General features: G+C 36.3%; 17 protein-coding genes and 1 riboswitch. Of the genes, 13 read left to right on the top strand and 4 right to left on the bottom strand.

Annotated features, from left to right (window positions below; translation table 11 throughout):
• Nucleotides 1–162: 162 nt before the first annotated feature.
• Nucleotides 163–699, bottom strand: coding sequence for a TlpA disulfide reductase family protein (locus ACIP9G_RS04350; protein ID WP_401017662.1), 537 nt, complete (start codon nucleotides 697–699; stop codon nucleotides 163–165).
• A gap of 198 nt (nucleotides 700–897) precedes the next feature.
• Nucleotides 898–1,077, bottom strand: coding sequence for a DUF2759 domain-containing protein (locus ACIP9G_RS04345; protein WP_172771999.1), 180 nt, complete (start codon nucleotides 1,075–1,077; stop codon nucleotides 898–900).
• A 168-nt stretch (nucleotides 1,078–1,245) separates the two neighbouring features.
• Here ACIP9G_RS04345 and ACIP9G_RS04340 point away from each other — a divergent pair, with 168 nt between their 5' ends.
• Complete coding sequence (locus ACIP9G_RS04340; RefSeq protein WP_340823756.1) at nucleotides 1,246–1,890, top strand: MBL fold metallo-hydrolase; 645 nt, start codon at nucleotides 1,246–1,248, stop codon at nucleotides 1,888–1,890.
• Nucleotides 1,891–2,005: 115 nt separating this feature from the next.
• Here the strand turns inward: ACIP9G_RS04340 and ACIP9G_RS04335 are convergent, their stop codons facing one another.
• Both ACIP9G_RS04335 and ACIP9G_RS04330 read right to left on the bottom strand, forming a co-directional pair.
• Complete coding sequence (locus tag ACIP9G_RS04335; protein ID WP_004231035.1) at nucleotides 2,006–2,248, bottom strand: DUF2626 family protein; 243 nt, start codon at nucleotides 2,246–2,248, stop codon at nucleotides 2,006–2,008.
• Between the two features lie 118 nt (nucleotides 2,249–2,366).
• On the bottom strand, nucleotides 2,367–3,077 hold the full coding sequence (locus tag ACIP9G_RS04330; protein WP_340823757.1) for a helix-turn-helix transcriptional regulator: 711 nt from the start codon (nucleotides 3,075–3,077) through the stop codon (nucleotides 2,367–2,369).
• A gap of 325 nt (nucleotides 3,078–3,402) precedes the next feature.
• Here ACIP9G_RS04330 and comGA point away from each other — a divergent pair, with 325 nt between their 5' ends.
• The 12 genes from comGA to ACIP9G_RS04270 all read left to right on the top strand — a co-directional run bounded on the left by comGA (nucleotide 3,403) and on the right by ACIP9G_RS04270 (nucleotide 13,218).
• The gene (gene comGA / locus ACIP9G_RS04325) at nucleotides 3,403–4,425 is read left to right on the top strand and encodes a competence type IV pilus ATPase ComGA (RefSeq protein ID WP_401017659.1); all 1,023 of its coding nucleotides are present in this window, start codon (nucleotides 3,403–3,405) and stop codon (nucleotides 4,423–4,425) included.
• Complete coding sequence (comGB, locus tag ACIP9G_RS04320; protein ID WP_401017655.1) at nucleotides 4,400–5,479, top strand: competence type IV pilus assembly protein ComGB; 1,080 nt, start codon at nucleotides 4,400–4,402, stop codon at nucleotides 5,477–5,479. The genes comGA and comGB overlap by 26 nt, the downstream gene beginning before the upstream one ends.
• Nucleotides 5,480–5,493: 14 nt before the next feature.
• Nucleotides 5,494–5,835 (top strand): competence type IV pilus major pilin ComGC, encoded by a 342-nt coding sequence (gene comGC, locus ACIP9G_RS04315; protein ID WP_401017653.1) that lies wholly within the window; start codon nucleotides 5,494–5,496, stop codon nucleotides 5,833–5,835.
• The gene (comGD, locus tag ACIP9G_RS04310) at nucleotides 5,832–6,272 is read left to right on the top strand and encodes a competence type IV pilus minor pilin ComGD (protein ID WP_401017650.1); all 441 of its coding nucleotides are present in this window, start codon (nucleotides 5,832–5,834) and stop codon (nucleotides 6,270–6,272) included. The genes comGC and comGD overlap by 4 nt, the downstream gene beginning before the upstream one ends.
• Nucleotides 6,269–6,583: a hypothetical protein gene (locus ACIP9G_RS04305; RefSeq protein ID WP_340823765.1), complete on the top strand. Its 315-nt coding sequence runs from the start codon at nucleotides 6,269–6,271 to the stop codon at nucleotides 6,581–6,583. Before comGD ends, ACIP9G_RS04305 begins: the two co-directional genes overlap by 4 nt.
• Entirely contained in the window at nucleotides 6,580–7,008 is a 429-nt protein-coding gene (gene comGF / locus ACIP9G_RS04300) for a competence type IV pilus minor pilin ComGF (RefSeq protein WP_401017647.1), read from the top strand. The genes ACIP9G_RS04305 and comGF overlap by 4 nt, the downstream gene beginning before the upstream one ends.
• Nucleotides 6,986–7,186 (top strand): hypothetical protein, encoded by a 201-nt coding sequence (locus ACIP9G_RS04295; protein ID WP_340823769.1) that lies wholly within the window; start codon nucleotides 6,986–6,988, stop codon nucleotides 7,184–7,186. The genes comGF and ACIP9G_RS04295 overlap by 23 nt, the downstream gene beginning before the upstream one ends.
• Before the next feature lie 16 nt (nucleotides 7,187–7,202).
• Nucleotides 7,203–7,718, top strand: coding sequence for a shikimate kinase (locus tag ACIP9G_RS04290; RefSeq protein WP_340823770.1), 516 nt, complete (start codon nucleotides 7,203–7,205; stop codon nucleotides 7,716–7,718).
• Between the two features lie 145 nt (nucleotides 7,719–7,863).
• A riboswitch (glycine riboswitch) is annotated at nucleotides 7,864–7,956 on the top strand.
• A gap of 281 nt (nucleotides 7,957–8,237) precedes the next feature.
• A complete protein-coding gene (gene gcvT / locus ACIP9G_RS04285) occupies nucleotides 8,238–9,341 on the top strand; it encodes a glycine cleavage system aminomethyltransferase GcvT (RefSeq protein WP_401017643.1) in 1,104 nt (367 codons plus the stop codon).
• Between the two features lie 25 nt (nucleotides 9,342–9,366).
• On the top strand, nucleotides 9,367–10,713 hold the full coding sequence (gcvPA, locus tag ACIP9G_RS04280; RefSeq protein WP_401017641.1) for an aminomethyl-transferring glycine dehydrogenase subunit GcvPA: 1,347 nt from the start codon (nucleotides 9,367–9,369) through the stop codon (nucleotides 10,711–10,713).
• Nucleotides 10,706–12,169 carry an aminomethyl-transferring glycine dehydrogenase subunit GcvPB gene (gene gcvPB / locus ACIP9G_RS04275; protein WP_401017639.1) on the top strand — a complete coding sequence of 488 codons (1,464 nt, stop codon included), beginning with the start codon at nucleotides 10,706–10,708 and terminating at the stop codon, nucleotides 12,167–12,169. Before gcvPA ends, gcvPB begins: the two co-directional genes overlap by 8 nt.
• A gap of 239 nt (nucleotides 12,170–12,408) precedes the next feature.
• The gene (locus tag ACIP9G_RS04270) at nucleotides 12,409–13,218 is read left to right on the top strand and encodes a hypothetical protein (RefSeq protein ID WP_401017636.1); all 810 of its coding nucleotides are present in this window, start codon (nucleotides 12,409–12,411) and stop codon (nucleotides 13,216–13,218) included.
• Nucleotides 13,219–13,234 lie beyond the last annotated feature (16 nt).

Here is a 13,234-nt window from a genome sequence, read left to right as displayed (position 1 = left end):
CGGCTGACATTTGTACCCGCGGAAAGCGAAGTGTATTTTTACACTATAGAAAGATGACACTATAGAAGGAGCGACCGAATGAGATAGCAAATCTTTAAAATGCTTATGACACTGTTTGATAGGTATTTACAATATGTAATGGCGGGCGTATTATTTAGTAATTTAAAGATTCGCTATTAATTGCTGTAATTGTTGTTGTGTTAATTGCCCTTCGATTGTATGCTTTAACACACCTTCAGTATCAATAATAAAGGTTGTAGGGTAGGCCATAACTTCAAATGACTTACCAAGCGATCTATCATTATCTAAAAAAATAGGGAACTTCAAATCGTATAATTGCTGGAACTTGATAGCATTTTCACGACTGTCATTAGAAGTTGCATTAATCGCAAGTAGCTCAACATTCGAGGGCTTTTGCTCAAAAAAAGTATTTAAATCTGGCGCTTCTGCCTGACAAGGACCACACCAAGATGCCCAAAAATTAATAACAAGAATTTTACCTTTATAATTTTTGAACGTCGTCGTTGATTCATCTAAACGAGTTAATGATGTGTCGAAGTTAACCGACTTTAAACCACTTTGTTTATCTACAATCAATTTTGGTGCTTCCTCTTTGAATATTTCGTTCTTCACAGTAATGCCAATTAGTGATAAGACTACTAATAATGAAATGACGATAAAAATATTTTTCCTTTTCATGACAATCTCCTTTATGTATATGTTAGAGGATTATTAAAATAGCGTTAATTCCATTTTTTCAAAATCCTTACTTATATCATAGCGTAATTTTTAAAAAGATACCTCCTAATTTTAAACATTATAACGTATGCAGTTAACGCTTAACGCCATAAAAAAAGAGCAGTCTCACATAGAGACTGCTCTTTTTCTGTCTAAATTTTAGTGTAACGTTGGTGGATATCCGCTATGAATGATTGTCATAATGACGAACCAGCCGAATACTCCAGCACTCGCTAAGTTGAAAACAATACTTAGTAAGTTCTTTTCTTTAATTGCTTGGAATGTACCAACGACAGCAAAAATCGCTACTAGACCAAAAATAACCATTAATAAGTTCATTAAAAAAGACACTCCTTTCGACATCAGAAAATGAATGTCGTAAACAATATTCCTCCTTAATTGTAAACGTTCTACCTGTTTTTGTCGAGGACTATTATAGAGCAAAGTATGAACTTTTATCGTCAAATTGTGGCAAAGAATGTATAATATGAAGTTGAGGTGATAAGTATGATGAACGTACGAAGCTATTCCCTTGGACCAGTCCAAACGAATTGTTATATCGTATCGAATAAAGAGAAAGAATGTTTAATTTTTGATCCAGGAGAAGAAGCTGCAAAAATTATGAAAGCTATTCGCAGTAATGGACTGAAGCCAATAGGCATTTTTTTAACACATGCCCATTTTGATCATATCGGTGCAGTGGATGAAGTAAGGGAGACTTTTAATATTCCGTTATGGATTCACGAAAAAGAGGTGAGCTGGCTAAGTGATCCAGCGAAAAATGGCTCTAGTAAATATGCGGCGCTACCAGATTATACAGTTGCAGCTCCTATGGAAGAACATATTATTAAACAAGAACAACTTTTTGAAATAAGTAATTTCGTTTTTAAGGCAGTATTTACACCTGGACATTCACCTGGGAGTATTTCTTATATTTTTGAACAAGATGGATTTGCTATTGTTGGAGATACACTATTTGAGCAAGGTGTAGGGCGTACGGATTTGCTTGGAGGTTCGACAAAACTATTACTTACATCCATTCATGATAAATTATTATCATTACCTGAAGATACTATTGTTTACCCAGGCCATGGTAATTACACTACAATTGGTGCAGAAATGGAAACAAACCCATTTTTAAATGGATTTTAATTGTTATCGACATGAGATGATGTGTGTTTTACAATAGTGTTAAAGTGACAGAAGTATGTTTACGAATTAAAAAAAGCGTGTCTCAAAATTGTTTTGAGACACGCGATTTTTTGTATTAATGACCGCCGCCAGGTACGTGTATGAATGTTGTATAGTACGTGAAGCCAGCGAAGAATACAGTTAAATATGCTCCGAAAATGTACATGTACATACGCTCTGAAAGGTTTAAGAAGCCTAATAATAAGAATAAACCTGTATTACCTAAGAATAATAGCGATACCTCGTTCATACCACCAAGGTAGAACATAACTGCAAAAATACCTGTCCAGAATGCCATAACTTTATACATATTATCCATGAAGATTTCCCCTCCTTTTGCCCACGACACAATAATCTCTTACTCATTATAAATGATATGAAAGGTGTCTGTAAACTGGAACTTGTGCTTCTTTGTGACAAACAAATGGATTTTTGATTTAGCTATCGATTTCTGTCACGTTAATTTCATATTTGCATAAATCGCAGTTATGTACCATACTTTCGATTTGAACAAATTCATTATTGGAGAATAATGCGTTTAATTGCCCTTTTAAATAAGATTCATGTAATGTACAAACAATATCAGAGTGGGTATTAAGCTGCTCTTGGAACGGGCAGTTAAAAATGGAGAAGATTACTTTTTTACCTTTTTCCGACTGCTGTATTTGTGGAATATAGCCAATTAATGCGGCATTATCAGTTAATAACTGAAGCTTTTGTTCAAAGGATAGCATATTATTTAGTTTTAATTCTGCGTTAACATAATTTTTCATTTGCTGATAACCATCTTGATAACTAATTTCCTGACATTTTGTTAGCGCGGATGGCCCTAATTCTTCTACTAGCTGAATTGTCCATTTTAATAAGCGCTCTTCGTCACGTCTTGGGAAGGTTAGTGAAACTCCTTTTTCAGAAGCCTTATAAACACGACCAGGCCTTCCGCCTTTACCAGTTTTTGCAAAATCTGCCGAGATAATATTAATTTCAGAGAGCTTTGTTAAGTGAAGGCGAGCAACGTTAGGATGAATGCTAAATTTATCAGCAATATTTTGAACCGTTACTGTTTTTTTCTCTTTTAAAATATACTCATAAATGGAGTATCTTGTTTCATCGGCTAATGTACTAGTAATTTTTAATGGATGGATCATTTACATCACCTCAATTTAATTTTTTGGAAAATTGTAGTTGGTCAAAAGCTAGGAAAAAAATCATGTTGATTCTATTATATTGTATTATTGGAAAAGTTACAGTTTCTTTAGGCATAATTATTATCTTTTTCATGTTTTTTGTTCATATTTTGTGAAAAAATGTATGTTATCCACAAGTTTTTTTGAAAAATCTAGATTTCATAGTGAAATGGCAATTAAGATTTTATTTTAGAAAAAGGGCTTTTCTCGTAACACAGACATCCTTATACTAGGAAATAACGAATAGAGCGGTCATATTCGAATGAACTAGAAAGAAGGTGTTATTATGCAAACTTTTGAATCTGTTGTAGAACAAAAAAGTGAGCATCTTTTAGTAAAGGCCTATCATTTTGGTGCTTCCGATTTATTACTTATACCGGAAGAAAATCGATATATCATCTATTTTCGTAAATATGATAAGTTGCTGCAGGCAGGGGAACTCCCCAACGAGCTTGCTGAGCGAATCGTGTCATATTATAAATATTTAGCAGCATTAGATATTAGTGAGCGTCGTAAACCTCAAAGTGGCTCATTTCAAAAAATAGTCGAGCAAAACCATTTTGCTTTTCGAGTTTCTACACTTCCTTCGGCTTATTTAAAAGAAAGCCTCATTATTCGGCTTCTACTTCAAAACCACGCATTTCCACTTACTTCTTTAAGTTATTCCGAATGTGCAGCCCATAAGTTAACAAAACTTGTTGAAAATCAGCAAGGAATTTTATTATTTTGCGGTGCAACGGGTTCTGGTAAAACTACATCTCTGTACTCTTTAATTCACCATTGTACTACTGTTCTTCATCGCCATGTGATTTCATTAGAAGATCCAGTGGAGAATAATCAGGTCAATCTTTTACAAATACAAGTAAATGAACGAGCAGGTATTACCTATGCCACAGGCTTAAAAGCGATTTTACGACATTCGCCAGATGTTATTATGATCGGTGAAATTCGCGATCAAGAAACGGCTAAAATTGCAATTCAAGCGGCATTAACCGGTCATTTAGTACTTTCTACTATTCATGCTAAAGATTCTGTAAGCTGTCTCTATCGCCTCATTGATTTAGGTATTTCTGAAGAAGAGCTACGTCAAACAGTAATCGGTATTGTGGCTCAAGTTCTTATTCAAATACCACAACAGCAGGAGGAGCGGCGAGCATTGTTTGAAATATTAAGTGAGGACCATCTTGATATGGCTATAGGTGCGCTAAAGCAAAATGCAGACTATGAATTGCCTTATGATCTAACGCTTGCTGGACAAAAAGAAGAAATTGAGAGGCAATACTATGCCAAAAATCAGCGCGTCTATTAATAGGCTTATACTGGATTACAAAAGAGCTACAATATGGCGACTAAAGGAACAAGCTCAGTTTATCAGTCGCTTAAGTGTATTAATACAGGAAGGCTATTTGTTTTCACAAGCAGTTTCAATGCTATTGCCGCATCATGTAGCCAAGCATGAGGAGGTACAACAATTTGTAGATGAAGCACTTAGGCAAGGTAAAGGAGTTATAGGTGTATTTGAAACATTACAACTAGCAAAGCATTATTTAATAGCCATTTCTATTGCTGAAAATAATGGACATATGATTGAAGCATTAAAAGCTGTTGCAAAGCAAATGACTATGAGCCAAGAGACAAAGAGAAAATTTATTAAGCTACTTTTGTATCCAGTAGTACTCATTGTGTTTTTGCTTCTACTGTTTTTAGTATTTCGTACAGTTTTCTTTCCTAACATAGAAACAATGGTTAAAAGCCGTACCATTGGAACAGAGGAAGAGGTAAGTATTGCACTATCAAAACTTTTATTACATGTGCCCGATGCATTTGTGATAATCGTTATTGTCATGACATGTAATAGTATTGTTTTTCAGCGGTTGCTATTAAGGCAATCGATTGCCCGTAGGCTCTACGTCATATTGAGAATACCTTTTGTTAATCGTTATTTTCGGTTAACGATAACAAGGCAATTTGCTGCATATTTGGGTAGCTTGCTTCAAAGTGGCTTTTCTCTACAAGCTAGCCTGCAAATTTTAGAAGAGCAACGATTTCAACCATATGTTCAATATTTGGCGAGTCGTATAAAGGAAAGAGTTACATATGGTGATACGTTAACACAGGCTGTCATGTTTATAACAGCGTGGCAAAACGATTTTTCAACTTTCGTAGAACATGGTGAGCAAAGCGGTTATTTAGGGAAAGAATTAACACTATATAGTGAACTGTTGTTAGAAAAGCAGGAATTTCTGTTACAGAGAATGCTTGCTTTTGTACAACCTTCGTTTTTTGTTTTTATTGCGTTATGTATAGTTGCTGCCTATGTAAGTTTATTATTGCCGATATATCACATGATAGAACTAGTATAGGAGGAGGACCTTCAATGAAGCTTTTTAAACAAGAAGCTGGCTTTACACTAATTGAAATGTTAATCGTCTTGTTGATTATTTCAATCCTTATACTAATAACAATTCCAAATGTAACAAAACATTTTGCAACAATTGATGAAAAGGGCTGCGCTGCCTATATAGCTATGGTGCAAGGACAAGTAGAGGCATACCGAGTAGATTTTATGGCGTATCCTACTTTAGAAGATTTAGTTTCGAAAGGTTATTTAAAAGAGCAGGGAAAGACTTGTCCAAATAAAGAAGAAATTATTATTACGAATAAAGGAGAGGTTTTGTTAGCCAAACAGTCTCCCATATCAGAGGCTGATAGCCAATGAATTGTCAAAAAAATGAGCGAGGCTATACATTAATTGAAATAGTAATTGTGTTGTTTGTTGTGATGACGTTAATAGCTATTGTGACACAATTTTCGTTAAAAGTAGCAGAAGCAAAAGAAATCGAACGCTTTTTTAGCCAAATTCAATTAGATCTCCACTATTTGCAAACGTATAGCATGCAGCATAAAGATTATATATTTATGAAATTTGAAAGTTCATCACAACGTTATAGTATAAAAAAGGATTTTTATACGAATATTTATATTCGCCCTTTTCCGAAGGGGGTTGAATTATTGTCTGATCGGAGTACCGTCCAAACGATACGATTTAATTTTAGAGGGAATGTCATGACCCCAGGAACAGTTTATTTTAAAACACCCCAGGGGACTAAAAAGGTTGTCATTACTCTAGGGCGAGGGAGAGCACGAGTGGAATGAATGAAACAGGCTACTCATTTGTCGAAACAATCGTATCGGTTTTCATTATCATGATACTCTGTTCAACTTTAATTCCTATTAGTTACACAATGAAAACAAATTTATACAATAAAAGGCTAGAGGTTGCTGCAGCTGAAACAGCCTATGAAGGATTGAAGCAATATTTGTTTTTACAGCAAGTCCAAGGGATAAGGACAGTTGATGAGGTAAACTATCACTGGCTGTTTGATGGACAAGGGATATGTGTAACGTTCCAAAACACAAAAGAACAACGACAAAAGTGTATCCAACAAACAGGTGAAATTCGATGAATGAAAAAGGCTATACATTACTGGAAGCATTGTTTCAATTAATCGTATTTGTGCTAGTTTGTCATGTATTAATATTGATTATCCTTTGGGCTGCTAATATGAAAGCAACTATGATGACAGATGAACAAACAAAATGGGAGTTATTTGTTTTCGACATGAATACGTATTTAACAAATGCTACTACGCCAATAACGATCAGAAGAGATCAAAAAAGAATTACGCTACAAGCGTCAAATACACTTCATCATTTTGATTGCTATCGGAATATGATTCGAGATCAAGTTAATGGTGGCCATGTCCCAATGCTCATCGGGATTAATAAATGTCAGTTCCAATTTAACAATAATGCGCTCACAATAGCTGTCGAATTTCAAAGCGGTTTAAAAAAGGAGCGGACCTATTATGTACCAATTTTTGAAAAATGATAGAGGGACTGTATTTTTAATCGCAATTGCATTATTATTTTTTGTAACTACTTTTGTTCTTGCGTATTGCATGTCTTATGAGATTCAGTTTCGAACATATGATGGGTTGGAAAAAATGAATGTTCGAGCTACGATAAATTTATTAGGACAAATTTTGTCAGACAGTGTAGAATCGTAGTAAGAAGGTGATTCGAATGCGAAAAATATATTTAGTTGGCTTTATGGGCTGCGGGAAAAGTGCGTTAGGAAGAAGGTTAAGCTATTTATTAAAGTTACCGTACTATGATATGGATCATGAAATTGTCAGACAGCAGGGGATGACGATTCCACAGATTTTTGAGAAATATGGAGAGGCTCGTTTCCGAGAAATAGAAACGGAATTTTTGAAAAATTTCCGCGACGAGGCATGTATTATCTCTACAGGTGGCGGTGCAGCTGTAAATGGGGAAAACCGGAAAATTATGAGACGCAGTGGACTTGTATTCTTTTTAGATGCGACATTCGAAGATATTTATAAAAGAATACAGCATGATCCAAATAGACCAATTGTACAAAGATCAACAAAGGAAGAGTTAGAGGAGCTGTATCATTACAGAAGAAAATTCTATCGTGAAGCAGGACATATTCAAGTGCTTACAGAAGGTAGAACAATTCGACATATTCTCGAGTATTTAGTATTTCAAGTAAAAAGATTGAAAAACGAACGATAGTTATATTAAATGAACTTAATATTCGTCTTTTAAGTTAATTTAAAAAATGTTTGCCTTTTCAATACAATCAATGTTAGGATATAGACTAATAAGGTAACTTTTTGTACATTGAATACTAAATAGAACCAAGAGTATTCTTGGGCGGATGATTGTACGGGGAGAGCGCGTGTAGACGCCACCGAAGGAGCAAGTAGCAAAGGGCTATGAATCTCTCAGGTAAAAGGACTCGTACAAGACGCAACTCTGGAGAGTGCTGTAATACAACAGCCACCAAAGGGGAAAGCCTACTAACTGGCATTTTCGTAATGCGAGTTAGTTTGGTGTAACTTTCAGGTGCAAGGACAGAGAATCCCGAAAAGGGGTTCGTCTGTCTTTTTTTATGTCTAGGCATTTGTCAAAAGTACAATTGGGCAGTATTAATGCTTGCTACGTACATAGACTTATGCGCTTTACGATGTGGAAAAAAGCAGGCGAACTACTACCAGTAAAAATGATACTAACAATAAGGAGGCAATAGTAATGACGAATGAATTAAAACGTACACCTCTATTTGACGAATATGCAAAGTATGGTGGTAAAACAATTGACTTCGGTGGATGGGAATTACCAGTACAATTCACTTCTATTAAAGAAGAACATGATGCAGTGCGTAATCGTGCAGGCTTATTTGATGTGTCACATATGGGTGAAATTTTAGTAACTGGTCCTGAGGCTTTAGATTTTTTACAAAATCTGTTGTCGAATGACATTTCGAAAATTGCTACAGGTCAAGCGCAATACAATGCGATGTGCTATGAAGATGGTGGCGTTGTCGATGATTTATTAACTTATAAACTAGCAGAAAATCATTATTTACTATGTGTCAATGCGGCAAATATTGAAAAAGATTATGACTGGATGATGGAAAATCAACATCAATATGATGTGACAATTGACAATCAATCTGATTCATATGCGCAAATCGCTCTACAAGGACCATTAGCTGAAGAACTTCTTCAATCATTAACAGCAACGGATTTAACTGCAATCAAATATTTCCGCTTCCAAGATGATGTTGAAATTGCAGGGCATAAAGCATTAGTTTCTCGCAGTGGATATACGGGTGAAGATGGTTTTGAATTATATGGGGCTCCAGCGGACATTAAAGCATTATGGGATATCATCCTAGAAGCTGGAAAAGACAAAGGCGTTGTGCCAGCTGGCTTGGGCTGCCGTGATACACTACGCTTTGAAGCAGGACTTCCTCTTTATGGGCAAGAACTTTCAGCAACAATTTCACCACTTGAAGCGGGCATTGGCTTTGCTGTGAAATTAAATAAAGAAGACTTCATTGGTCATGGCGTGTTAGCAGAGCAAAAAGAAAATGGATTAGCGCGTAAAATCGTAGGTATTGAAATGATCGATAAAGGGATTCCACGACATGGCTACAAAGTGTTCAAAGATGGTAAAGAAATTGGTGAAGTGACAACAGGTACACAGCTTCCTTCTTCAAAACGTAATGTTGGTAACGCATTAATTGACAGCCAATTCGCAACAATCGGAACTGAATTGGAAATTGAAATTCGTGGTAAGCAATTAAAAGTAGTGACAGTTGAAACACCGTTTTACAAGCGTTCAAAATAAAATTTGAAAAGAGGGACCTACATTTATGAAACATCGTTATTTACCAATGACGGAGCAAGATAAAAAAGAAATGTTAGACGTAGTTGGTGTGTCATCAGTCGATGAGCTATTCGAGGATATTCCAGAAAAAGTACGTTTCAAAGGCCTTTATGATATTAAAGCAGCGAAATCAGAATCAGCACTTTTAAAAGAGTTATCTGCACTTGCTGCAAAAAACAATGATACGAATGCGAACGTATCCTTCTTAGGCGCAGGTGTCTATAATCACTATAAACCAATTATTGTAGACCATGTCATTTCTCGTTCAGAGTTTTACACTGCTTATACACCGTACCAACCTGAAATCTCACAAGGGGAATTACAAGCAATTTTTGAATTCCAAACGATGATTGCTGAGCTTACAGGAATGGATCTTGCGAACTCGTCTATGTATGATGGTGGAACGGCACTTGCTGAAGCAGGTATGTTAGCTGCAGGACATACACGTCGTAAGAAAATTTTAGTATCTGAAACGGTTCACCCTGAATATCGTGATGTCGTTGCTACATATGCATACGGTCAATCAATTGACATCGTAACAATCCCTCATAAAGATGGTGTGACAGATGTAGAAGCTTTAAAAGAGCTGATTGATGAAAATACAGCGGCTGTTATTGCACAATATCCAAACTTCTTTGGTCAAGTAGAGGATTTACAAGTAATCGGTGATATTGCACATGATGCAAAAAGTTTATTTGTTGTATCATCTAACCCACTAGCGCTTGGTATTTTAACACCTCCAGGTAAGCTTGGTGCTGATATTTGTGTTGGTGATGCACAAGTATTTGGTATTGCTGAAAGCTTCGGTGGTCCACACTGTGGTTTCTTCGCGGTAACAACAAAATTAATGCGTAAAGTTCCTGGCCGTCTTGTTGGTGAAACGGTAGATGGTGAAGGTCGCCGTGGTTATGTATTAACACTACAAGCACGTGAGCAGCATATCCGTCGTGATAAAGCTACATCTAACATTTGTTCAAACCAAGCACTTTTAGCACTTGCAGCTTCTGTTGCAATGACAGCTTTAGGGAAGCAAGGCGTTCGAGAAATGGCTACGCAAAATATTGCGAAAACACGCTATGCGAAAAATGCCTTTGAAGCGGCAGGATTTACTGTTGCATTCCAAGGTGCGCACTTTAATGAAATCGTTGTGAAAACAAATAAATGCGTGAAAGAAATCAATAAAGGTTTACTTGCAAAAGGCATTATCGGTGGTTATCCATTAGGTCAAACTTACGATTCACTTAAACAACACGTACTAATCGCTGTAACAGAATTACGCACGAAGGAAGAAATTGATGCACTTGTTGCAGAAATGGGGGCTCTCAATGCATAACGAAAATCAATCACTCATTTTTGAAATTACAAAAGAAGGTCGCGTAGGGTATAGCTTAGAAGCTTTAGATGTACCAGAAGTTGATCTTGCAGATTTACTTCCTGCAAACTGTATTCGTGAAGAAGCAGCTGAGTTACCAGAAGTTTCGGAACTTGATATTATGCGTCATTATACAGCGCTATCTCGTCGTAACCACGGTGTAGACTCTGGATTCTACCCACTTGGCTCATGTACGATGAAGTACAACCCGAAAATTAATGAGTCAGTTGCACGTTTTTCTGGTTTTGCTAATGTTCATCCATTACAAGATGAATCAACTGTACAAGGTGCAATGGAGCTTCTTTATGAACTACAAACATCATTAGTAGAAATTACAGGTATGGATGAAGTGACATTACAACCAGCTGCAGGTGCCCATGGTGAATGGACAGCATTAATGATGATTCGAGCTTTCCATGAAGCAAATGGAGAAGGACATCGTAATAAAGTGATCGTTCCTGACTCAGCTCATGGTACAAATCCAGCATCAGCAACTGTTGCAGGCTTTGAAACAATCACGGTAAAATCCGATGAAAATGGTTTAGTAGACATCGAAGATTTACGTAATGTAGTAGGTTCAGATACAGCGGCATTAATGCTAACAAACCCAAATACGCTTGGTCTATTTGAAGAAAATATTATCGAAATGGCAGAGCTTATCCATGAAGTTGGCGGTAAAGTATACTATGACGGCGCTAACTTAAATGCGGTTATGAGTAAAGCACGTCCTGGCGATATGGGCTTTGACTGTGTACACTTAAACTTACACAAAACATTTACAGGTCCACACGGTGGTGGTGGACCAGGTTCTGGTCCAGTAGGCGTAAAAGCTGATTTAATTCCGTTCCTACCAAAACCAGTACTTGTAAGAACAGAAGATGGTTCATACCACTTCGATTACGAGCGTCCACAATCAATCGGTCGTGTTAAACCTTACTATGGTAACTTTGGTATTAACGTACGTGCATATACGTATATTCGTACGATGGGTCCAGATGGCTTAAAAGCTGTCACAGAATATGCGGTACTAAACGCAAACTACATGATGCGTCGCCTAGAGCCATTCTATGATTTACCATATAACCGTCACTGTAAGCATGAATTTGTTCTATCTGGTCGTCGTCAAAAGAAACTTGGCGTTCGTACATTAGATATTGCAAAACGTCTGTTAGACTTTGGCTACCATCCACCAACAACGTACTTCCCGCTAAACGTGGAAGAGGCGTTAATGATCGAGCCTACAGAAACAGAATCAAAAGAAACATTAGATGCATTCTGCGACATTATGATTCAAATTGCGAAAGAAGCAGAAGAAAATCCATCTATCGTACAAGAAGCACCACATACAACAGTCGTAACTCGTCTTGACGAAACACGCGCTGCTCGTACACCAGTGCTTCGCTATCAAAAAGCATAATAATACACAATGCCCGACCAGTATTTTACTATACTGATCGGGTATTTTTTTGTGTTGGAGGAAAATTGAAGTTACTAGAAAAAGAGAAAAATATTATTTCTATGAAACTTATTCTAGTAGAATATTTTGATAAAAATATCTCGGATGTAGTGAAATTTCGAAAAAAATTTATTATTTTATAGAAAAAACCACCATTGTATAATATACGTAAAATTTAATACTTTCATTGGGAGGTCTATATGTCAATTAATACTAACTTTAATCAGCAACATTCTACTCATGTATCTGTGAAAAGATTTAGTAGCACTAATCCATTAATTGCTACATCAAACCAAAACAATGATAAAAGCATTAAAAATTTTGCCATGCCACAGCGTGACACCGTTGCTATTTCCAGTGAAGCAAGAAATATGTTCCTGGCAGCTCGTGCTTCTGCAAAACCTACCTCATGGGTGGATACAGCTTTGAACTGGGCAAAATCTACTGTTAGTTGGCTTAAAAGAGCTGGTCAATTTGCAGTAGATGCAGCTAAAGAAGGTATAGACTTTTTAGTACTGGATGATGTAAGAACGATTTTCAACCCGAATGCTGGTATTACAGAAAAAGGGATAGCTTTAGTTTCTCTCTTTCCAGCGGGGAAAGTGGTTAAATCAGGAAAATTATTTGCACTATTGAAGAAAGCAGGGAAATCCGCTGAAATTGAAGCCTTTGCAGGTCTAGGTAAAATTCAAAAGTTTAATGCTAAAGGTATTTTATTAGATGGAGATAACCGTACAGGTTGGGAGCACATTTACAAAAGACATGTTGCAGGCACTACTGCAAATAGAGGTACAACATTATTCCCTAGAGCACTCGGAGATGCACAGATTAAAAATTTAATTATGGAATCATTAGAAAAAGGAACTTTAGAAAGTACTCATTTTGATGGTACAAAAATTTACAATTACCGTCCAAGAAAATATGGAATTTCTGAGATGACAACAATTGTCACGAAAGATAATATTATCAGAACATCGTATCCTAATCGTGGCACATCGGTAATAAGATAATAAAGGAGTGCTTAAA

The organism is Lysinibacillus sp. NPDC093197 (genome assembly GCF_044754025.1).
GTDB lineage: Bacteria > Bacillota > Bacilli > Bacillales_A > Planococcaceae > Lysinibacillus.
This window is presented reverse-complemented; position numbering and strand designations above follow the sequence as displayed.

Bases quoted from the DNA above. Each gene is read 5' to 3' on its own strand.
- ACIP9G_RS04350 (WP_401017662.1), bottom strand. From the start codon at position 699: ATGAAAAGGAAAAATATTTTTATCGTCATTTCATTATTAGTAGTCTTA.
- ACIP9G_RS04345 (WP_172771999.1), bottom strand. From the start codon at position 1,077: ATGAACTTATTAATGGTTATTTTTGGTCTAGTAGCGATTTTTGCTGTC.
- ACIP9G_RS04340 (WP_340823756.1), top strand. From the start codon at position 1,246: ATGATGAACGTACGAAGCTATTCCCTTGGACCAGTCCAAACGAATTGT.
- ACIP9G_RS04335 (WP_004231035.1), bottom strand. From the start codon at position 2,248: ATGGATAATATGTATAAAGTTATGGCATTCTGGACAGGTATTTTTGCA.
- ACIP9G_RS04330 (WP_340823757.1), bottom strand. From the start codon at position 3,077: ATGATCCATCCATTAAAAATTACTAGTACATTAGCCGATGAAACAAGA.
- comGA (WP_401017659.1), top strand. From the start codon at position 3,403: ATGCAAACTTTTGAATCTGTTGTAGAACAAAAAAGTGAGCATCTTTTA.
- comGB (WP_401017655.1), top strand. From the start codon at position 4,400: ATGCCAAAAATCAGCGCGTCTATTAATAGGCTTATACTGGATTACAAA.
- comGC (WP_401017653.1), top strand. From the start codon at position 5,494: ATGAAGCTTTTTAAACAAGAAGCTGGCTTTACACTAATTGAAATGTTA.
- comGD (WP_401017650.1), top strand. From the start codon at position 5,832: ATGAATTGTCAAAAAAATGAGCGAGGCTATACATTAATTGAAATAGTA.
- ACIP9G_RS04305 (WP_340823765.1), top strand. From the start codon at position 6,269: ATGAATGAAACAGGCTACTCATTTGTCGAAACAATCGTATCGGTTTTC.
- comGF (WP_401017647.1), top strand. From the start codon at position 6,580: ATGAATGAAAAAGGCTATACATTACTGGAAGCATTGTTTCAATTAATC.
- ACIP9G_RS04295 (WP_340823769.1), top strand. From the start codon at position 6,986: ATGTACCAATTTTTGAAAAATGATAGAGGGACTGTATTTTTAATCGCA.
- ACIP9G_RS04290 (WP_340823770.1), top strand. From the start codon at position 7,203: ATGCGAAAAATATATTTAGTTGGCTTTATGGGCTGCGGGAAAAGTGCG.
- gcvT (WP_401017643.1), top strand. From the start codon at position 8,238: ATGACGAATGAATTAAAACGTACACCTCTATTTGACGAATATGCAAAG.
- gcvPA (WP_401017641.1), top strand. From the start codon at position 9,367: ATGAAACATCGTTATTTACCAATGACGGAGCAAGATAAAAAAGAAATG.
- gcvPB (WP_401017639.1), top strand. From the start codon at position 10,706: ATGCATAACGAAAATCAATCACTCATTTTTGAAATTACAAAAGAAGGT.
- ACIP9G_RS04270 (WP_401017636.1), top strand. From the start codon at position 12,409: ATGTCAATTAATACTAACTTTAATCAGCAACATTCTACTCATGTATCT.